General features: G+C 51.9%; 16 protein-coding genes. 11 read left to right on the top strand and 5 right to left on the bottom strand.

Annotated elements, in window-relative coordinates; translation table 11 throughout:
- Window position 1 precedes the first annotated feature (1 nt).
- A complete protein-coding gene (metF, locus tag OLM33_07960; protein MCW1713593.1) occupies window positions 2–874 on the top strand; it encodes a methylenetetrahydrofolate reductase [NAD(P)H] in 873 nt (290 codons plus the stop codon).
- 58 nt (window positions 875–932) lie between these two features.
- Complete coding sequence (locus OLM33_07955; GenBank protein ID MCW1713592.1) at window positions 933–3,314, top strand: homocysteine S-methyltransferase family protein; 2,382 nt, start codon at window positions 933–935, stop codon at window positions 3,312–3,314.
- Between the two features lie 23 nt (window positions 3,315–3,337).
- Here OLM33_07955 and OLM33_07950 read toward each other — a convergent pair whose 3' ends face one another.
- Entirely contained in the window at window positions 3,338–4,600 is a 1,263-nt protein-coding gene (locus OLM33_07950) for a tetratricopeptide repeat protein (protein MCW1713591.1), read from the bottom strand.
- Between the two features lie 129 nt (window positions 4,601–4,729).
- On the opposite strand from OLM33_07950, the gene OLM33_07945 reads away from it, so the two are divergent.
- The 5 genes from OLM33_07945 (at window position 4,730) to OLM33_07925 (ending at window position 12,260) form a co-directional block, all read left to right on the top strand.
- Window positions 4,730–5,623 carry a phosphatidylglycerol lysyltransferase domain-containing protein gene (locus OLM33_07945; GenBank protein ID MCW1713590.1) on the top strand — a complete coding sequence of 298 codons (894 nt, stop codon included), beginning with the start codon at window positions 4,730–4,732 and terminating at the stop codon, window positions 5,621–5,623.
- Between the two features lie 148 nt (window positions 5,624–5,771).
- Entirely contained in the window at window positions 5,772–6,278 is a 507-nt protein-coding gene (locus OLM33_07940) for a peptidylprolyl isomerase (GenBank protein MCW1713589.1), read from the top strand.
- A gap of 255 nt (window positions 6,279–6,533) precedes the next feature.
- Complete coding sequence (locus OLM33_07935) at window positions 6,534–8,174, top strand: nucleoside kinase (protein ID MCW1713588.1); 1,641 nt, start codon at window positions 6,534–6,536, stop codon at window positions 8,172–8,174.
- Between the two features lie 30 nt (window positions 8,175–8,204).
- Window positions 8,205–11,288, top strand: coding sequence for a DEAD/DEAH box helicase (locus OLM33_07930; protein ID MCW1713587.1), 3,084 nt, complete (start codon window positions 8,205–8,207; stop codon window positions 11,286–11,288).
- A complete protein-coding gene (locus OLM33_07925) occupies window positions 11,289–12,260 on the top strand; it encodes an SWIM zinc finger family protein (GenBank protein ID MCW1713586.1) in 972 nt (323 codons plus the stop codon).
- A 65-nt stretch (window positions 12,261–12,325) separates the two neighbouring features.
- Here OLM33_07925 and OLM33_07920 read toward each other — a convergent pair whose 3' ends face one another.
- Window positions 12,326–12,874: a deaminase gene (locus tag OLM33_07920; GenBank protein ID MCW1713585.1), complete on the bottom strand. Its 549-nt coding sequence runs from the start codon at window positions 12,872–12,874 to the stop codon at window positions 12,326–12,328.
- Between the two features lie 124 nt (window positions 12,875–12,998).
- The gene (locus OLM33_07915; GenBank protein ID MCW1713584.1) at window positions 12,999–14,177 is read right to left on the bottom strand and encodes an MFS transporter; all 1,179 of its coding nucleotides are present in this window, start codon (window positions 14,175–14,177) and stop codon (window positions 12,999–13,001) included.
- Between the two features lie 290 nt (window positions 14,178–14,467).
- On the opposite strand from OLM33_07915, the gene OLM33_07910 reads away from it, so the two are divergent.
- The 4 genes from OLM33_07910 (at window position 14,468) to OLM33_07895 (ending at window position 19,364) form a co-directional block, all read left to right on the top strand.
- Window positions 14,468–15,583: a nitronate monooxygenase family protein gene (locus tag OLM33_07910; protein MCW1713583.1), complete on the top strand. Its 1,116-nt coding sequence runs from the start codon at window positions 14,468–14,470 to the stop codon at window positions 15,581–15,583.
- Window positions 15,584–15,799: 216 nt separating this feature from the next.
- Complete coding sequence (locus OLM33_07905) at window positions 15,800–17,032, top strand: dicarboxylate/amino acid:cation symporter (protein MCW1713582.1); 1,233 nt, start codon at window positions 15,800–15,802, stop codon at window positions 17,030–17,032.
- 149 nt (window positions 17,033–17,181) lie between these two features.
- A complete protein-coding gene (locus OLM33_07900) occupies window positions 17,182–18,333 on the top strand; it encodes a hypothetical protein (GenBank protein MCW1713581.1) in 1,152 nt (383 codons plus the stop codon).
- A gap of 17 nt (window positions 18,334–18,350) precedes the next feature.
- Entirely contained in the window at window positions 18,351–19,364 is a 1,014-nt protein-coding gene (locus OLM33_07895; GenBank protein MCW1713580.1) for an asparaginase, read from the top strand.
- Between the two features lie 44 nt (window positions 19,365–19,408).
- Here OLM33_07895 and amrS read toward each other — a convergent pair whose 3' ends face one another.
- Together amrS and amrA are read right to left on the bottom strand one after the other, a co-directional pair.
- Entirely contained in the window at window positions 19,409–20,230 is an 822-nt protein-coding gene (amrS, locus tag OLM33_07890) for an AmmeMemoRadiSam system radical SAM enzyme (protein ID MCW1713579.1), read from the bottom strand.
- A 1-nt stretch (window position 20,231) separates the two neighbouring features.
- Complete coding sequence (gene amrA / locus OLM33_07885) at window positions 20,232–21,626, bottom strand: AmmeMemoRadiSam system protein A (GenBank protein MCW1713578.1); 1,395 nt, start codon at window positions 21,624–21,626, stop codon at window positions 20,232–20,234.
- Window positions 21,627–21,708: the final 82 nt, after the last annotated feature.

Below are 21,708 nucleotides of genomic sequence, written 5' to 3'. Positions count from 1 at the left end.
TATGAGAGATTACTTTGAACAGGAAAGGCCAACGATGACTTTTGAAATTTTTCCTCCCAAGGGCGCGGGAGATCTCGCTTCGATATTTGCGACGGTAGACGCGCTTGCAAGCCTGGCGCCTGACCTCATCAGCGTTACATACGGTGCGGGAGGGACCAGCCGCGTCAACACCGTTGAAATCGCCTCCCAGATACAGAACAGCTATGCCATACCGGCTCTCGCCCACCTTACCTGCGCGGGAAACTCGATCGAAGAAGTGGAGCCAATACTGAAAACACTCTCTGAAAACGGGGTAAAAAACATCCTCGCCCTCAGGGGAGACCTGGCGGAAAGCGAGACGCTCAAGGACTTCCGCTATGCCTCGGACCTCATAAGATACATAAGATCCAGATATGATTTCAGGATCTTCGCGGCCTGCTACCCGGAGAAGCACATCGAAGCATATTCGATGGAAGACGACCTGCGATGCCTCAAGGAAAAAGCAGACTGCGGAGTCGATGTGCTCATATCCCAGCTCTTTTTCGACAACGAGATCTTCTACAGCTTCAGAGACCGGGCAAGGACCATAGGAATAGCGACTCCGATAGTAGCAGGCATTATGCCCATAACATCCTCTTCCCAGATCAGCCGCATGGTCTCAATGTGCGGGGCAACAGTCCCGGAAAAGGTCCAGAAAATTATAAGGGCATTCGGACATAACAGCATGGCTATGAAAGAGGCGGGTATCGCATACGCGACGGCGCAGATAGTCGACCTGCTCGCTGCAGGTGTTGACGGCATACACCTCTACACTATGAATCAGCCTGATATCGCAAAGAGGATATCAGAGAACATAAGGGGGATACTCTATTCCCTTAGGGTAAAGCGCGGCTGAATTTCCCGGCTGACGTCAATGAGCGGAAACAGTTTACAAGGAAAATGAGGCGGGTCATATGACATTCAGGACAGATGAAAAAAGGGCAGTAATTTTCGACGGTGCCATGGGCACCATGCTCCAGAAGAGGGGGCTGAAAAGTGGCGGCATACCTGAGCTGCTCAACCTGACCGATCCTGAACTGATCAGATCCATCCACGAAGAATATCTTGACGCGGGGTGCGATGTAGTCTCGGCAAATACTTTCGGGGCCAACAGGTTCAAGGCTGAAAAGGCAGGATGTCCGCTTGCGGATATCGTATCGTCGGGGGTCATGATCGCAAAGGCTGCGGCTTCTGCCCGCAAGGGCAAGTTCACCGCTCTCGACATAGGTCCATGCGGGCGTGTGCTTAAACCGGTCGGGGACCTTCCTTTTGAAGATGCCGTCGGGGTCTTTGCCGAAATAGTGAGGGCAGGGGATGCAGCAGGAGCCGACCTGATACTTCTTGAAACGTTCACCGACCTTTATGAACTCAAAGCAGCCATGATCGCGGCAAAAGAGAATTCAGACCTGCCTGTCCTGGCTACGATGAGTTTCGGGGAAAACGGAACATCCTTCTTCGGTGCTACAGTTGAATCAATGGTGCTGACACTTCAGTCCCTTGGAGCAGATGCGTTGGGAGTTAACTGCTCTCTCGGGCCTAAACAGCTTGTGCCTATAGTCGAAAGGATCCTCCGGTCAAGCAGCATACCTGTGATGATCCAGCCAAACGCCGGGCTTCCGGTTTTCAGCGAGGGAGAAGCCAGGTATGATGTCACGGCTGAAGAATTTGCCTGCTGCATTAAAGGATTTGTCGAAAAGGGTGCCTTGATCGTCGGAGGGTGCTGCGGAACGGATCCGGGGTACATCAGCCTTGTAAAAGAGCGGCTCCGGGGCGTAAGCCCTACAGGGATCTGGCCGGGCCTCAAAACGGGAGTCTGTTCCGCGTCAAAAACTGTCTTCTTCGGGGATGACACGGTGATCATCGGTGAACGCCTCAACCCCACAGGAAAGAAGTCGCTGCAGGCCGCGCTCCGGGCGAAAGACATGGACTACGTGCTCAGGGAAGCGGTTCGGCAGCAGGAACAGGGAGCTCACATCCTTGATGTGAACATGGGGCTTCCGGATATTGACGAACCTGAGATGCTCAGGAGAGCAGTCATTGAGATACAGTCGGTGACTGCTCTGCCTCTTCAGCTTGACTCCTCTGATCCGGAGGCTCTGGAAAGGGCTGCGAGAGTCTACAACGGAAAGCCCCTTATCAACTCGGTCAGCGGTAAGAGGGATTCCCTGAAAAAGATACTTCCCATAGCTAAAAAATACGGAGCAGCCGTACTGGGGCTTACCCTGGACGACGACGGGATACCATCCTCCGCGGAGGGCAGACTTAAGATAGCCCGGACGATCATGGAGGAGGCCCAAAAGGTCGGCATCCCCAAAGAGGATGTCCTTATCGACTGCCTTGTTATGACTGTCTCAGCGCAGCAGGATCAAGCTGTGGAGACCCTCAGGGCCGTAAGGATGGTCAAAGAAGAACTCGGGCTTAAGACGGTGCTCGGTGTGAGCAATGTCTCCTTTGGACTCCCGGCTCGCCCCGTTATCAACAGGACTATGCTTGCGATGGCACTGATGCAGGGCCTTGACGCTCCGATAATGAACCCGGGCGACGAGGGGATGAGGGAGGCCGTCGATGCGTTCAGGGTGCTGATGGGCAAAGACCGGCAGGCCGAGGCATTTATTGCGGGTCATTCAGGACCGGAAGAAGAAAAGCAAAACCGGGGCTCCATGACCGGCGGCGATGTGCAGGCCGATCTTGCACAGGCTATTATTAAAGGGTTCAAGGGAGATGCGGAAAGGGCGACTGAGCTCCTGCTCTCAAGAATGAAACCTCTGGAAATTATTGAAAAAGAGATAGTTCCGTCCCTCGACTTGGTGGGTAAAGAGTACGAATCATGCAGCATATTCCTTCCGCAGCTTATCAAGTCGGCCGAAGCCGCACAGTCATCCTTTGAACTGATCCGCAGACAGCTTGCGAAAGACGGCTCCGAAGGCTCCGAAGAGAGGGGCCGGGTAGTTATCGCGACCGTTCAGGGAGACATACACGATATCGGTAAAAACATAGTGAAAGTGATTATGGAAAATTACAATTTCAGGATGATCGACCTGGGGAAAGATGTCCCTCCTGAGAAGATCGTAGAGGCAGTCAGGGAGAACGGCGCCGATATTGTCGGTCTCAGCGCTCTAATGACGACGAGCGTCTCAAGCATGAAGACGGCGATCGACATGCTGAGGAAGGCATGTCCTGGAGTGAGGGTCATAGTCGGCGGAGCGGTGCTGACTCCATCACTTGCGGAATATGTCGGTGCTGACCACTATGCGAAGGATGCCATGGAGGCAGTCAGGATACTGGGCCGCAAATAACTCCTTTTCAGCAGCGGAGGGGCCTAATTGAAAAGGTTAAGCAGACTGAAGCCCTCAACGCTGTCGATCGATGAATTTCCCTTATGGACGCGGAGTTTTTTGTACTTCGCGTCAGTGCCGTTGCTGTTCAGCCCCGCAGCGTAAAAGGTGAGCCCGCCGCCTTTCGCAAGGCATACGACAGCCTTGTCCTCTCCCTCTTTTCTCCATTCAAGCCTTGATGAGTTTTTGGGGAGAAGGAAATTCGTCAGCCCCAGCCCGGTCTCTGTCTTGTACTCCCCGGAGCGGGCCTCTGCTTCGCGGACCTTGCCGTTTATGAATATCACACGAAGTCCTCTTCCCGGCATAGTCCTGCTGTAAGTCCAGATCTCCGCAGTGTCGTCCGACAGGATCGATTTTCCTCCGACCTTCCTGAATTCCTTTGCCTCAGGCGCGCCAAGTTTTCCCTTGACCGCATCTTTCGTATCGCCGATCTCGACCGGTCCGATGGATCTGCCCGGCCTGATGACGAGCCTTTGGTCTGTCGGCCAACCCAGCATCGCCTTGGCCGCGTTTGCCCCGTGTTCCCCCCGTTTATCCTCAGGGGCAAGTTCCGAGAACCTCTCGTAGCCCTTAAGAGCCTCTTTCCATGCACCAAGGCCCATGAGCATCTTTGAACAGGTCAGCACCTGTTCCGGTTCCCTGAAGAGTTCGGTCTGCTTCAGGAGGGCCTCAACAGCCGTTCCTGAGTCCTTCGATTTTATCGCGGCCTCACTTACAAGCGCCCATGCATAAGGGTCTTTCAGCTTTGCCGCTCCCTCTTTGAGGGCAGCAAGGCCTTTTCCCGTATCATTCTTTTGAGTGTAGAGCCAGCCCATCCGAAGGAGAGCCTTTCCATCTCCCGGAATTGTCTTAAGATGCTCTTCATAACGGGTTATCGCTTCGTCGGTCCTTCCGGTCTTTTCAAGACAGAACGCCATCTGGTAAAGGATGTTTTTTCTTTCGGGACGCAGCTTCAGAACTTTTTCGTAGAGAAGATAGGCTTCCGAGTATTCTTCCAGCTTGAAATGCGACGATGCCCTCTGGTAATATTTTTCGGGCAGGACGCTTGTTCTGTAGTACCATAGGCTTCCTCCGAGAAAAATTATAAGGATCAGCGCAGCGATGACGCCAAAGACATAGCGAGGCAGAGGAGGACGAGGTTCTTTTTTCAGCCCCCACTCCTGTTCCTCTTTTGTCATCCCCGTCTGTTCTTCGGGAACTGTTTCAGGGCATTTTTCTTGGTTGCCGGCGCAATTGTTTTCTGTCAAGTCCATCGATCCCTTTTTAATATTTGATGCTGATACAAAATTGTAGCAGATATACGTTCTTTTGCTATTGGCAAAAAGTGCGAAAGAGGTTTAATCTTTAATCGTAAGCAGAACGGAGGGAATCGTTCCTTGTTTCAATATAGTGACATAAAACTTGAAGACATCTCATTTTTTGAGCGTTACTGGAAGATCACAAACCAAAGAGCATCCGACTACAGTTTTCCGATACTTTGGGGATGGGCCTGTGACTACGGATACCGGACAGCCAGGGAAGATGACAAGGATCTGCTCTGGATCAGGCAGACCTTTCCCCGTGACTACGACCTCGCACCGCTGGGGAATTGGGAAAGAACAGACTGGGCCGACGTTATAAGAGAAAGATTCGGCAATGAGCCTGAATTCTGGCTCGTGCCCGAAAAACTTCTCGAAATTTGGAAGGACCAGCTGGGAGAAAAGCTTGAAGCGGAAGATATGAGGGGAAGCTGGGAATACCTTTACGACATAAGGGATCTGGCGATGCTTCCGGGCAACAGGTATATGAAGAAACGTAACAGGGTAAACCATTTCCGCAGGAATTACGACTATCTTTTCAGGCCCATAACACAGGAGATAATTCCTGAAGTCATGGAATTCCAGCTTGCATGGTGCCAAGCCAATAACGGATGCACGGACAAGGGTCTGCTTCAGGAAAACCATGGCATATTAAGAATACTGAGCAACTGGGAGAGCATCCCGCGTATCGTTGGAGGAGTCATCGAAGTGTCGGGGAAGGTCGCAGCCTACACGATAGCCGAGCTTGCCTGCAATACGATACTCGTACACTTCGAAAAGGCCAGCTTGGAATATGGAGCCGCATACCAGGTGATCAACAAGGAATTTATGTGCCGCATGCTTCAGGAACATCCTGAACTGGCAGTCGTGAACAGGGAAGAGGACATGAACGACCCGGGGCTTCGGGAGGCGAAGATGTCATATCTGCCCACGGACTTCATAAAAAAGTACAGGGTGCGGATCAAATTTTAAAAAAATTTGGATGATGATCGGGAAATATTGAAAGCAACGGTCAGATCTCTGCCGCACTTTTTAGGGTTCGGAGAGTGGCTGAGGACAGGTATAAATGTTAGAATCTGCAGGTCAGGAACAGACAAAAGAAGACATTGGAGGAATAAGCATGAAGATATTTTCAGCAGGCCCCGCATCGGCGGAAGAAGCACCAAAGCGTCAGACGGCAGTTTTTGAAACATCCGCGGGTACTTTCAAGATCGAACTCTACAACGATCTTGCGCCGAACACGGTTAAGAATTTCACGGATCTTATCGAAAAAAATTACTACGACGGAATAATCTTCCATCGTGTGATAGATAACTTCATGATCCAGGGAGGCTGCCCCCAGGGCACAGGCATGGGGGGCCCAGGCTACAACATACCTGATGAGTTCGGCAAAGGGCTTAAGCACGACAGGCCCGGGATCCTGTCTATGGCTAACGCGGGGCCGAACACAGGCGGATCGCAGTTCTTCATTACCCTCGTCCCATGCCCCTGGCTTGACGGCAAGCACGCGATATTCGGGCATGTCTCTGAGGGAATGGATGTAGTTGAAGTGATAGGCAAAGTCCCCACGGATTCAAGGGACCGCCCGTTGAAAAAGGTAGTCATAGAGAAACTGACAGTAAATTAGTCCGAAACAGGACCCAAGTCAGAAGATCGATCTCATGGGGGCCGGGTGCATAAGCATCCTGCCCCCTTCGCAGTATCGGCGGAATATTTCCCGTCATTAAAAAATTACTTTTTTGGTGTATACAACAGCGATTTTATGATAATATGTTCAGATGAGGTTTTGTGTCTGGAATTATTTTAAAAACCTGACATATAGATTTAATGAGCTGCTCACCGGATCCCGGTGTCCGGATGACCTGTACGGGGAGGATAAAGAATGAGCTTAACTATAAGCTTCAAAGACATGCAGGAGATCAAAAGCGATTTCCCTATGACCGCGAGGGATGTACTTATAAGGACTGATTTCCCCGGAAGGGACAGGGTCGTGGCATGCAGGGTGAACAGAGTCCAGCGCCCGCTCTCATGGGAGATCGACATGGATTCCAGGCTTGAGTTCATCACATACGACACCATAGAGGGTTCGGAAGTTTACCTGCGAACCATCAGTTTCATGCTGACCTCTGCGGCCACAAGAGTATGCGGCATAAGGCTGCACCTTCGGCAGTCGATGAATTATTCATACTACTACGACAGCCCTGACGGCCCTGTCACCGAAAAACAGAAAAAGGCCATACTGGCAGAGATGCGAAGGATGGTCAAGGAGGGAGTAAGCCTGGTGAGGGAGGAACTCTCCCTGGATAAGGCTCGCGCTATCATGTCCTCCCAGGGTTACATCGACAAGGAGAGACTCCTCCGCTGGGTCAACAACGATCCTGTTGTCCTGTACAGATGCGAGGGCATATACGACTTTTTCGGGGCGGCACTTGCTGACAATGCCGCCATAGTCCCTGTATTCGACCTGCACCTCTATAAGGGGGGCATCTTCATATCAGGCCCTTCTTTCACTGATCCGACAAAGACACAGCTCTTCAAGACCTCGGCGAAGACCTTCTCCCTCTTCCAGGGCTATGCCAGGTGGCTTGACAACCTCAAGGTGTCAACGATGGACAATATCCATCACCTTGTGGCGAATGGTCATTCCCGTGATTTCATAATGGTCTGCGAGGCTCTCCACACAAAAACACTGAGTGAGATATCCATGTACATTTCAGACAGGCCCGAGGTGCGTCTGCTTTGTCTCGCCGGCCCCTCAAGCTCAGGTAAGACGACCTCGTCAAGGCGTATACGAGTACAGCTCCTTGCCTCATGCAAAAATTCAGCCACGCTCGAACTGGACAATTATTTTGTAGAGAGAGCAAGGACACCGAGGGATGCCGACGGCAATTTCGATTTTGAAGCCCTTGAAGCGCTTGACATTGACCTTATAAACGAACATCTCGAAGCTCTGCTCAAAGGCAGGGAAGTTGACGTGCCTAAGTTCGATTTCACTTCAGGGGAGAGGAAAAAGGGATACAGAATGAAACTTACCCAGGATCAGATACTGGTGATGGAGGGCATCCACGGACTGAACGAAAAGCTCTCCGAGAGCGTTTCTGCCGACAATAAATACAGGATATTCATTTGTCCCCTTACCGGCGCTGCCATAGACATGCACAACAGGATAGGAACGACAGATACACGCCTTCTCAGGCGCATGCTGCGCGACTACAGGACCAGGGGGCACTCTCCCGAGGCTACCCTTATGCAGTGGCCTTCAGTGGTAAGAGGCTCTCACCGCCACATCTTCCCGTACCAGGAGAACGCCGATACGCTCTTCAACACATCGCTTGCGTACGAGATCCCTGTGCTAAAAGGTTACGTACAGCCCCTCCTAGCTTCCGTGAAAGAGGATTCGCCCGCTTACGGTGAGGCACAGAGGCTTCTTTCCATACTAAGTTTCGTTCCGGTAATACCCTCAGACGATGTTCCGAATATTTCCATATTGCGGGAGTTCATCGGCGGAAGCTGCTTTGAATAAAGACTGGTACGGTATGTGTGAAAAATGATAGTGTTGCATTCTTTTTTTGCAGACAACAGTTTTTTCGTGTGGGGGGAAAGCTCATTCGGGCCGAATGGTCCTGACCTGCAGCCAATGACCCGCGCTGCGATACCCAGAATACCGTGGGACGCGGGAAGCGCTGCGGTCAACGATGCACTGAAGAGGGCAGGCATACGCCACAGCAGGAAAAATCTTGCAGAATCAACAGTTGTGGCTTATGTTGATCTTCCTTCGCAAAGGGGATGCCCTTTGCCGTCCTCACCTCTTCTGGGCGAGTTTCCTGAAATTGACGGAGAACTGACGACAGAGAGGTTTTCTGTAGAAGCTCTTCGGATCTCTCACGAAGAGATGACAGCGCTTTTCCGGATCATAAGGGAAGGCAGGGAGAGGCTGCCTGTGCCGGGTCTTTTGTGGGGCAACGACCTAAAATATGTCCTAAAGGGCCTGGAATATGCATCAATGATGGTAATTAGGGGGACATACCTCCCGGGCATGGAGTCTTCGGGCGAAAGCTATTTTTCCGTCTGGAGGCCGTTACATCTGGCTAAATACCAGGATGAATACTCAGCCTTCGTAAACGCGCTCCCGCCTGTTCTGATGAGCTTCTCACTATCATGCGAGAGACCGGCGAATGAGGGGCCGCAGGCGATCGCGGACTCAATGCTGGAGTCCTTCCTTGAGGATATGGTACGGAAAGCCCAGGCAGCACCGGGAAGAAGGGGAAGACAGGTCGACCAGACCAACCCCCACGATATATGGCTCCGGTCACTTGCCTGGCCGAGGTCCGCACTCCACAGATGGAAAGACGAGATGAGCCAGGTCTCATCTCAGATAGCGGAATGGACCGATTCTGTAAGGGTGGTCACGAACCAGCCATGGAGACTTTTCCTGAGGCTTGAGGAACCTTTGTCCGGGGAGAGGGAGGGGACCTGGACCCTCTCATGGCATCTGCAGTCTGCGATGGATCCTACCCTTTCTGTTGCCGCCGAAAAGGTATGGAGTCCGGGCCCTGCAGAAAGAAAGTGGTTTCGTGCCTCAGGAGCCAATCCGAGAAGGTACCTGCTTCAAATGCTTGGGCAGATATCCTCCTCTGTCCCGGCGATAGCAAGAAGCCTGAACGGACCCTCCCCCATTTCCTGTACCATGATGTTTGACGAACTGCTCGTGTTCCTCCACGACAATGTGCCGGCTATACTCGACCATGGGATACAGATACAGTTCCCCTCTTCATGGGGTTCCCCGTCCGACAGGCCTAAACTTGCGGTAAAGGGAAGCGTAAGGGAAAGCTCTGTCTTCTCTTCAGGAAGCGGGATGGACCTTGGCGACCTGATGGACGTCGACTGGTCCGTCGCTGTCGGGGATGATGTACTGACGGAGGGCGAGCTCTCGATGCTGAGGAAGCTTAAGGCTCCCCTTGCGAACATAAGAGGGAAATGGATCCTTATCTACCGCGACGAACTTGAGAGGGTAATGGAAGGGATCAAAAAGCTGCCTCGCAAAATATCCAGAAGAGAGGCCCTGATCTCTTCCTTCAGGGAGAGCAGGGGCGATCTTCCGCTTTCAGCTATTACCGGCTCAGACTGGCTTGATTCAGTCAGGTCTGTCCTGACCGGCGTTGAACAGATAGAGCAGACAGCGCAGCCCGAGGGGTTCCGAGGAGAACTGAGGCCATACCAGATAAAGGGTCTTTCATGGCTGTCGTGGCTTGCGGAAACGGGGCTTGGGGGATGCCTGGCGGACGACATGGGGCTTGGAAAGACAGTACAGGCCCTGGCACTCATGAAAACAAGGATACTGAAGGGAGAAAAAGACCCGGTCCTTCTCATATGTCCCACTTCAGTCATAGAGAACTGGCGAAGGGAAGCCGAACATTTCGTTCCTGACCTCTCTGTCCGGATACACCACGGGACCGGGAGGCAGAGGGGTGAAAAGTTCTCTGAGTCGGTGAAGGGAACGGATCTCGTTATTACCTCCTATTCGCTCCTTCACAGAGACAATGATACATTTAACAGGACAGAGTGGTCTGGAGTGATCCTGGATGAAGCCCAGAACATCAAAAATCCTGAAACAAGGCAGTCAAAGGCCGCCCGCTCAATAAGGGCGAAATGGCATTTCGCCCTTACCGGTACCCCGGTCGAAAACCACGTTGGAGACATGTGGTCCATAATGGAATTCCTGATGCCGGGCCTTCTGCCGAACAAAACAAGGTTCGTAAGGGATTTTATGCGTCCGATACAGGCCGGGGAGACCGGCGCGCTCCAGAAGATAAAAAAGATAACAGGACCGTTCATTCTGAGAAGATCGAAGACGGACAAATCAATAATTTCCGACCTGCCCGAAAAAATCGAGACAGAGGTCTTCTGCTCGCTGAACAGGGAGCAGGCCTCGCTCTACGGAGCGGTATTGGACGACCTTGAAGAGAGGCTGAAGGGAAGCAGCGGCATCAGACGCAAGGGAGCTGTTCTTGCCGCGATAACCTCCCTGAAACAGGTATGTGATCATCCTGCTCTCTACCTTAAGGACAGGTCGCAGATAGCAGGACGCTCGGGGAAACTTGCCCGCCTGACCGAGATCGCAGAGGAGATGCTGAGCGTAGGAGACAGGGCCTTGATCTTCACACAATATGCTGAAATGGGCGCTATGCTGAAAAATTATCTTCAGGAAACTTTCGGAAGAGAGGCCCTCTTCCTGCACGGAGGGGTCGAGAGAGGAAAAAGGGACGAAATGGTCAGGAAGTTCCAGGATTCTAAAGATGCTCCGCCCTTCTTCGTACTCTCTCTCAAAGCGGGTGGGACTGGTCTCAATCTTACAGGAGCAAACCACGTGGTCATGTTTGACAGGTGGTGGAATCCGGCAGTCGAACAGCAGGCAGTGGACAGGGCATACAGGATAGGACAGAAAGAAAGGGTCCTGGTCCACTATTTCTGCTGCAAAGGGACTCTTGAAGAGAAGATAGAACTGTTGATCAAATCGAAGAAAGAGATAGCCGATTCAGTGGTATCCGCAGGCGAGAACTGGCTGACAGAGATGTCGGACAGCGAACTGAGGCAGCTTTTCAGGCTGAGCAGAGATGCAGTGGAGGACATAAGCTAGATGTACAGAAGAAGGACTTCCTGGACATACACAAAACCACTCAGTACAAAGGGCGGAATAAAATCCCGCGTTAACAGGGGGCGCTTTCACGGTTCCAACTGGTGGTCGTTGCGCTGGATGGAAATACTTGAGAGCAGCATAGACGCTGCACGGCTCTCAAGAGGGCGGAGCTATGCCAGACGGGGACAGGTCGTAGATATCGAAATAGAACCGGGCCTCGTTACCGCATCTGTACAGGGGACCAGAAAGAAGCCGTACCAGATAAGGCTTGGTTTCGAAACCCTCTCGGATGAAGCCAAGGCGCTTCTCCTCTTCCGTTTCAGGGAGAGGTCGTCCTTTGCGGCAAGGCTTCTGGCTGGAGAGATGCCGGAGGAAATGGAGAAGGTGTTCAGGGAAGCCGGGATGGGACTATTCCCCAACAAAACCGACCTGCGCCGCTACAAATGCAGCTGCCCGGACGACGCGGTCCCGTGCAAGCATATAATCGCTGTGCTTTTGCTGCTTGCCGAGGTCTTTGACGATGACCCCTTTCTTCTTCTGAAACTGAGAGGGGCCAACCGTGAAACGCTGATAAACCTTCTTACGCTTGAGTCATCCGGTGAAAATGAAGAGGATAACTGCGAAAGGGAGGAGATCAGCGAGGACGGGGAGCTGCCAATGATGATCACCGGGGGTTTTGAAAACGACCCGGACATCCCTGCAGGCATTCCCGATCTGCCCGAGGCCTTTTCAGAGGCCTCGGTCCGGCCAAAATGGTATGGGGATGAGATCCCCGAATTCAAATACAATATTGAAGAAAAGGAAAGACGGATAGCGGCACTCGAGATCATCAACGATTTTCCCTTCTGGAAAGGAGATCTTCCCTTCAGACAATCTCTCTGCCAGTACTATGAACGGGCTGCCGACCTTGCTGAGGAAATACTGACAGGAGAGAAGAAAAAGACAGTGGGACGCCCCCGGAAGCTTATCTAGGATACAAAAATAGGAAGGGCATCTGCCCTTCCTCAATGATCCAGAATAACTGGCCCTTTGAAAAACTAAATTCCGGGGTAGTCGAAGTCCTTTACCTCAAAGGATGCATACCTTTCAGCTATCTCCCTTATCTTGACCTTCAGTGCATCGGCATCGGGAGCATTTTCCGATTCGCGCTTTATGCTGTACTTTCTGAAGAAGGCATTTTCCTCTTTTGCCCCCTCTACCCCAAAGATTTCCCTGTACATCATAAGATCGACTGGCATCTCAAAATCCTTAGCAACATCCTCATATCCGAAAAGGACCCAGATCTCTTTGAAACCGGACCATGCAATAGCGGAAATGCACATTGAACATGGGTCATGGCTCGCCACAAAAATGCATTCGGAAGGATCGGGATGGCCTTTCATTGAAAAGAAGCGAAGGATAGTGTCTATCTCACCGTGAAAGATCGGGTTTCCCTGTCTGTTGTTTGTTCCGGCAATGACGGTCCTGAAGCTCGCGGCATCCAGGACCAGTCCGCCGAATACATGGTTGCCCTCTTCCACTCCCTTTTTTGTAAGAGGCAGCAGATCGTTTTTGATAGCGTCAAGTATTTTATCTATCTTGGTCAAATTGATCATCTCCTTATCTGTACGGAGTTTCTCACAGACTCAAACTTAAAGACCAGTCTAATGTAACACCGTTCCGGACACTTTGTCCACCTCTCCCCTGCTCTCCCGAAGAGGCTGAAGCAAGTCATGTCGCCTTTGCAGGAGAATATTTGCGCCTGATCAGGCAGATGGCGGCCGCTGTCATAAGGAGGAAGGCGCTGAAGGCGAAGAAGCTCTTCTCCATGCCCCAGAACGCCCCGCAGACTCCCCACATTATCGGGCCCAGAAAGTATCCCATGCCCCAGAAGAGGTAGTATGCGCCGGATATCGTACCCTTCAGGCTGTCGGGGGCCTTTTCATTCAAAAACGCCATAGATGAGACGAAAAAGCCGCCGAGGGATCCGGCTGAAATGCCCAGCAGTACCGTTGCGGAGAGCTTGCCGGTGTAAGGAAAGAACCCCCATGCAAGGGCGGAGCAGGTAAGTCCGAGCATCATGAATATCTCCCTGCCGAACCTGTCCGAAAGAGGCCCGTAAAAGAATTGTGCCCCTGCGATAAAGAGGTAGTAGGCGGAGAAGAGGATGCCTATGTCCATTGCCCCGTACTGCCTTGCCGTGACAAGCCAGCCTGGAGCTATGCTGAAGAGAAGGCCCTGCCCGCATCCGTACAGGAATATTCCAAGCAGGACGATCCTTACGGGGATATCGGAAAGGAGGGAGAAGGCTTTTTTTATCTCAAGTGATTCCTTCTTGCTGCCGGGTCCGGGTCTCCTGTTTTTCTGCGTAAAAAATATTATCATAAACGCAAGACAGCAGAGGAGGCTGAAAAAGAGGAAGCCGCCCCGTTCACCGAAAAGATCCGGCATGCTCGGAACAAGGAGAGGTCCTGCAGCAAGCATTATGTACACGGCTGCTGTGTATATCCCTATCATCTTACCTTTGTTGCACGGATATGCTATCGAGATTATAGCCGGAGCAGTTGCCCAGACGGGTATCTCCCCCGCTCCCTGGACCGCGCGGCCGATAAATATCGGCATGGGTGATCCTGCAAAATAAAATATTATGCCCGATACGGCTGAAAGAAAATAACCGAAGAGCAGGAAGGGCTTGAATCCATAACGGTCAGAAAGGTTTCCGAAAGGGACCTGTAGGAATATATACGGCAGTGCGAAACAGGAGGCAAGGAGTCCTACAAGTGAGGCGTCGCCCCCCGAAAGCGTTATCACCCTCGCCGGGAGGCCTGAAGCTACGATCCCCACACCAAGCATTGATATCGCTGCGGCGGAGGTGATGCCGAGAAAAGTCTTCAGTCTGCTTTCAGACAAAGAGAACGCCTCCGATTGGATACAAAATAGTGATCATTAAAAAATGTTATACCACAAATAAAGCCGGAAGGGGCAGGGAACTGAAAGATTTTCAGGCTCTTCCGGTTCAAAAATGAGAAAAGGGCCCCAAAAGATCGTTTTTCGATCCCAAACTGATGCAAAGCAAGGGATTTAAGGTCTATCGCCCTTGCCAAAATGATAAAAACAGAATAACATATCCGTTATTCCACTATTAAAATCAGGCGGGTCAATTTTGTCTGCCAAGTTTATTTTAAGGAGTATCAGTGAATATGATAACGAAAGAAAAAGAACTCTCTGTCTTAAGGATAGGAAAGCATCAGCCCAAATATCCGATAGTCCAGGGAGGGATGGGGGTAATGATATCAGGCCCCCGGCTTGCCGGAGCCGTGGCGGCTGAGGGCGGGATAGGCACTCTTGCCTCCGTGGGTCTCGGAGTTCTCACCGACGGATACAACGCTAAAAATTTTGCTGAACGCAACAGCACGATGCTGAAAAAATACATCAGGCAGGCAAGGGATGCCGCAAAGGGCGGAGTTCTTGCGGTAAACTGCATGTGCGCCCTCTGTGACTATGAGTCGCTCGTAAAGACCTCGTGCGAAGCGGGTGCGGACATAATCGTATCGGGCGCTGGACTTCCCCTGAAGCTTCCGGAACTGACGGACGGTTTCCCCGACGTTGCGTTGGTGCCCATCGTCAGCAGCGTAAAGGCTGCCAACATCATAATAAGCCGTTGGAAAAAACATTATGACCGCTATCCCGACGGTATAGTCGTGGAGACGCCGAACACCGCCGGCGGACACCTGGGCGCGAGGGACATTGAACAGGTGTCCGACCCGGCACTCTCGCTGGAAGCTGTCGTTCCCGCACTCGCGGATTACCTAAAGGAAAATGAGCTCGATATTCCTATCATCGCTGCCGGAGGGATATGGGACAGCGAAGACATTTCGAAGGCCTTTTCGATGGGGGCGAAGGGTGTTCAGCTTGGCACACGTTTTGCCGCTACGGAGGAAGGCGACGCCTCAGACAGGTTCAAGCAGTCGTATGTGGACGCGAAAGAGGAAGACGTGGTGCTTATCAACAGCCCCTGCGGACTCCCCGGCCGTGCGATCAACAGCCCGATGGTGAAGCGCTACCTTGCCGGGATCCAGGAGAGGATGCCCTGCAGGACGCCATGCCTTACCCACTGCATCTGCAGGATAAAGCATGAGACTTTCTGTATAGCCGACGCTCTTGTTAACGCCTACAGGGGAGACTGGGAGAACGGACTCTTCTTCTGCGGCAGCAACGTGTTCAAGGTCAATTCGATCATGAAGGTAAAAGAACTGATGAACGAGCTGCTTGAGGGATTCAGCATCCCGGAACCCGCACTTCCTTCACTCTCATAAAGTGATTTTTAAGGGCGCCCTCTTTAAGGACAGAGGGGTCAGTTTACCTAAATGATCAAATTGTGCCGTAAAATAGATTTTAATTGAGATGTTTTGAAAGGAGGTAAATTTTGCTGAAATTACTTTAAATATAGTTCTGTAATTGACAGCATTACCAAAAATATGTAAACTTTCTATGGTATTTATCATTATGAATTTATAGGAGGAATCGGTACCATGACCGAACAGACAGCAAAAAAACCGATCAGCCTGCCATTGAAGATCCTTATCGCAATGGTGCTGGGTGCAGCGCTCGGCTTCGTTATCGGAGAGAAGGCGACCTACATCCAGTTTATCGGAGATGTATTTATACGCCTCCTTAAGATGTGCATCTATCCCCTCATCTTTGTCAGCATAATCAACGGTATTTCACAGGTAGCGGACATGTCGCGGCTGAAGAAGGTCGGCGGCTACTTCCTAGTTTACTGGGCAATAGCTTCGACCCTTGCCGCAACAACAGGCCTAGTCTGGGCCTTTATAATCAAGCCGGGCATTGGCATCAAGCTCGGAGCCAAAGAAGTCCCCGAAGTGGATGTAGACCTTCTGCAGTCGCTTGTAAACTGGGTCCCGAACAACCCCTTCTCAGCATTTGCGGAGGGCAACATCCTCCAGATCATCGTATTTGCACTTATATGCGGGTTTATCCTTGCCAGCTTCAAGGATACGGTGCATGGACAGAGGATATTCGACATGTTCGATTCACTCAACGAGTTCTTCACGCGTATAGTCGGCTGGGTCATCGCTCTGGCTCCCTACGGCGTCTTCGCGCTTGTTGCCAACATTACGGGTACCCTTGGTTCCACGGTCCTCTACGGACTGGGCAAGATGCTTATGACACAGTATCTTGCTTACGGGACAGTCATAGTCATCATATACCCGTTGATCTTGGCATTCATAGCCAAAGTCAGCCCGCTGCAGCACTTCAGGAATATCTATCCTGCTATGCTCCTGGCTTTCTCGACGTGTTCCTCCAGCGCCACCCTTCCTCTCACAATGAAGTCGACCAAGGAGAGAGCCGGTGTCCCGGAAGACATGGTCAACCTGATAGCCCCTCCGGCGGCGACCATAAACATGCATGCCTGCGCTGCTGAAATGCCGATCTACGCGGTATTCGCGGCCCAGATATACGGAGTGGACCTTCCCTTCACCAGCCTTCTGGTCATTATCGCGCTTGGGATCATCATGGCGGCCGGAGTCGCGGGTGTCCCCGGAGGCGGCATCATCATGTCGGCAGTGCTGCTTCAGGTGATGGGACTCCCGCTTGACATAGTCCCGTGGATAGCCGGTATCTACTACCTGATCGACATGCCCAACACAATGATCAACGTTACGGGGGACACAGTGGGGATGGTGACCGTCGCCTCACTGATGAAAGAGCTCGACCTGGGAGTCTTCAACGCAAAGAAATAGCGTACTTTATCAAGCTATAGATCACGTCCGCCGGCAATAATCAACAGCGATGCCGGCGGTTTTTTGTTATATCAAGGGAGTTGCTGAGGACCTCAAAAAACCTTCTGAAAATTATTGGAATTATCAAGATGAAAGAGGAGAGGATAATCTTGAAGGAAAAGCTCTCATTATCGGATGAAAAACATGGCATTGTCTGTCTTACGGGACATGTGGGCATAGCCCACGCGCACGGAGCCAACAACTACCAGCAGGATGACGGAGGCGGTTTCTGCGCGGCCGGAACGATAGTCTCGCATGCCCTCTCTGTCGACACAAGGATCAGGGAGGTCTCCTGCACCACTGAAAAGATAACTGTCAAGCTTATGGGCGGCGGCAGCGCAGTGACGATGCCAAGGAGAAGGGTCACGCCACAGGAAGCCTCCATGATGAAAAGGGCGGAGGGCAAAGACGCCCTCTTTTCGCAAGGAGTAGCAGCGGAAGTTTTTGGACGGGTGTATGGCCAAGGAGTTGCGGAGACGGCTGCATGCTTTCAGGGTGCGCTGGCCCTCTCAGTGCTCGATTCCTTCAAAAAGGCCGACCCGGAAAGGGTCTTTGTGGTTCCTGAAAGCGAAGAAAACGCAGGCGCGATACTGGGAACAGTCATAGATCTCGACGGCATGCCCGTTGCTGTAGTGATGCCGGTCAATTTCACCGGAGGCGGACTTGGCCCCGATGAGGATTATGAGGGAAACTTCATGCACGGCATGAAGGGAGAGATGATGAAGAAGATTGGCTGTCCGCTCCCCACCATAGTCGCGGAGAGCAAGGTGAGCAGCGTCCTTTCGGAAGAGTCAGACCATAACAGGTTCCTCATCCGCTACTCCGAAGAGAGAGGAGATCCCTCTGTGGCAAGAGCTCTGGAAGAGTCATGCAAAGAGCTCTCCGTCCCATATTTTGTGAGGAACGATCTGCTTAATTATGATGCCGACTCGTTCCAGGCACTCTCCTCGAATTTCGCGGACAGGCTCGAGAACATAGCGGCTGAACTGAGAAAGACGGAGAAGTCGTCGGTAAAGGTTAGGCTGGTCGGAGAGCTGGCGAAACTGGTATCAGAGGACGCTGCAGGCTTCACCTACATGAGCAGGCCAGTCTTTGCCGAATCATCAAGCCCGGGACTCCATCCCGGAACATCCGCAGTCCTCTCCATGATCGTCGGAAAAAACTACATTAAGGACCACGTCATACCTTTGATCACCGGACCCGACAGGGATGATTACGTGAGGATCATACTTTCGGCCTTGAAAAAGATCGGCCGGAGATAACGAAGGAGGGTGGAGCAATGAAGATACTGCTCATATCTACCGGGGGCACGATCGCATCCCAGCAGAGTGCAGAGGGCCTCGTGCCGATAGACCAGGGCGAGGCACTGGCGGCTCAGGTACCCGGTATTTACGAGATCGCCGACATTGATATCGCCAATGTCTTTTCCAAAGACAGCTCCAACATTGATCCGGCCGACTGGAAGGCCATCATAAAATGCGTCAGGGAGAATCCTTCATATGACGGCTATGTGATAACTCACGGCACAGACACGATGGCATATACCTCGGCCGCCCTTTCCTATGTCATGAGGGACCTCGAAAAGCCGGTAGTCCTGACTGGGTCGATGATCCCGATGTCTGAGCCGGGAACGGACGCCAAAAGGAACCTTGAGGACGCCTTCAGATTTGTCGAGGCCCTTCTTGCCCAAAAGCAGTCGGGGATCGCCTTAGCCTTTGCCGGGAGGCTGATCCACGGACCGAGGGCTAAGAAGATGTCGGGCAAGAGGATCGAAGCGTTCAAGTCTGTCTACTATGATGAACTTGGAGTATCAGACGGCAAAAAGGTCTCTCTGCTTAAATCTCCCTTCATTGACATGAAGACCCTTTGCAGCTTCGGCACCGGATCAGAAGGAATATCTTTTTCGAAAGAAGTGATCCCGGTGAAGCTTTTCCCCGGTTTCAGGGCGGATTACTTCGACAGGATCATTGAAATGAAGCCAAAAGCGATAGTAGTTGAGTGCTTCGGCCTGGGAGGGCTGCCTTACATGGGAGAGGATCTCCTCCCCGGCATCAAAAAAGCCGTTGACCTGGGCATACTGCCTGTAATAACGACGCAATGCCCCGAAGGCGGGGTCGACCTCTCGACGTACGATGTGGGGCAGAAGACACTGAAAACAGGCGCGGTAAGCGCCCTCGACATGGGGTTCGAGGCGATAGTGACCAAGCTGATGTGGCTCATTCCGCGGATGCCAGTCAGTGAGGTTGCAAAATATCTGACTATGAACCTCTGTGATGAAGTGGGATCAAAGTAGAATATCTGTGGCATCACGGAGTATAGCCGGGCGGCGGCGCCCGGCTATACGTTTCCGATAAGCACGTCGTCCAGGTGTTTCTCCGCTGTAGCGCAAAGCCTTCTCAGCAAGTCAATGTCGGTCGGCATCCGGTCAGACATCTTTCTTCTGGGAAAAAATCTGGTTATGTGGAGCGGGATAGAACGGTCGACTGAGCTGAGCCAGACTGCGAGGGCTTTCATCTCTTCTTCCGAATCGTTCATGCCCGGCACTATGAGAGTGGTTATCTCAACATGAGATCTTTCCGCCGCCCTTGTTATGAAATCCTGTACTATTCTAAGGTCTCCCCCCAGCCTGCTGTATGTCTCCTCCGAAAAGGACTTGAGGTCGATATTGAAGGCATCGACCAACGGCAGCACCTCTTCAAGTATATGCGGCATAACGCATCCGTTTGTAACCGCCATATTTTTCATTCCCCGTTTTTTAGCCTCCAGCGAGGCATCCCTGACGTATTCATAACCGATCATCGGTTCGTTATATGTGAAGGCAAGCCCTATGTTTCCCTCTTCCCTCAGTTCTTCCGCCATCACGGCCAGTTCCCCGGGAGAAAGGCACCTCGTTCTGACATCATCCTCAGAAGCCGAGGCAATCGAGTAGTTCTGACAGAATGGGCAGTCCATGTTACAGCCGAAGGAGCCGACAGAGAGGACCCTGCTTCCCGGATGGAATCTTGCAAGGGGTTTTTTTTCGATCGGATCCAATGCTATAGATGTCAGCTTGCCGTAACTGAGGGAGACGTTCCTGTCTCCCCGGTTGCCCCTTGCTTTGCAGAAGCCTCGTTTGCCTTCTTCGATATTGCATCTGCGCGGACAGACGTCACAGATCATCTCAGTGATACCTCACGACCTCGAAACGCTGCAGTCTGATCCTCTCGCCCTTCCTTATTCCCGCCTTCTGCATGGCTATGGATATCTGATCTTCTACGTCATCGATTCCTTCAAGGTTTGGAAGGAGCAGGCCTCTTCTGTATCCGCTTGAGACTATCACGCCGTATTTTTTCACATCCAGTTCTTCGGGAGAATCGATGTCCTCCGTCTCGCCAAGTATGTCTACGCTGTAGTCGAGGTCTTTAAGTTCGGAGGGCGATACAGGCGGAAACCTCGGGTCTCTGGTCGATGCGCTTATTGCGTTGTGTATGATCTCTTCCGATATGTTTGCCTCGGCCGGGGATATCGTGCCGATGCATCCCCTAAGCTGACCAAATTTTTTCAGCGATACAAAGGTCCCTGCCCTTCTTGTCAGGGCCTCTTCCGGCAGGTATTCCGGAACAGACAGCCTCTTTCCCTCATCTACATACCTTTCCACCGTCTCTCTGGCGAGGCGCACATAGGGACTCTCTTCCTTTTTGATCTTATCCATCTTCTCCCCGCTCCCCATTTCCTGTGTCAAAAGAAATTTTCTCGTTTGGTCCGGTTCGCCTGGTATAAAGGTGCAGATCCCGTAACCAACGCCGAACGGGCCTTCGTATGAGAGCATTTCTGCCTTTACGGAGAGCCCGTCGAAGCATCCCGCCATTATAGTGAATGACCTGTGTCCGCATTCGGCGGCTCTTTCGCAGAAGGAATCATTGAAATCAAAGAGTTCACTGAAAGCGGCCCGGGACATCACATCCATGATCCTTTTGTCGTACTCGCGACCCTCAGACCTGTATCCGTAAGGACCCTCCCTTTTAAGTACATGAGAGAGGTCTCCGCTTGCTATGACGCAGATATTCCTGCCAAGCAACTCCGCGGTCTTTTTGATCAGAGCTCCGAACCTGTAGTGTTCCTCAAGAGGCATCCCCGAAAGTCCTATCCTTACTATTCTGCACGGGATGAACCCGCCGAATGCCTTCTTCAAAAAGTAGAGGGGTACTGTCGTAGCGTGGTCCAGGTTTTTTTCACGTTCGCCCATCGTTCCGGCTTCAATGCTTTCTATGCGGGCCATTTTTTCAAGCTCAAGGACGAATTCGGAGTCGTAGCGGACATCGAAGGTGACCCTATGCGCCCCGAATTTAGACAGGTCTCCTGATGCGGATCTCCCCGGGGAAATGTGGAAATAGTCGGAATAATAGGCACTGTGCGGAGAAAAGATCACGATAGTTTGAGGGGCCAGTTCCGCTATCAGTTCCGTCGCTTTTGTAAAACCTATTATCGTATCATTTATTTTTTTTTCCTCACCCCTGCCGACCTCAGGAACGATCAGCGGGGGATGCGGGACCATCACAGCAGCAAGAATACCCATTGATACCGCCTCCTTTTTCAGTATGCAGGCTGAGGACCGAATAGAATTTCACCTCTTTATTATAATACCGAAGCATTAAAAA

The sequence above is a fragment of the Synergistaceae bacterium DZ-S4 genome (genome assembly GCA_025943965.1).
In the GTDB taxonomy this organism is placed as follows: domain Bacteria; phylum Synergistota; class Synergistia; order Synergistales; family Synergistaceae; genus Caenicola; species Caenicola nitritireducens.
The sequence above is the reverse complement of the archived record's forward strand: the minus strand, read 5'-3'. Positions and strand labels throughout refer to the sequence as shown.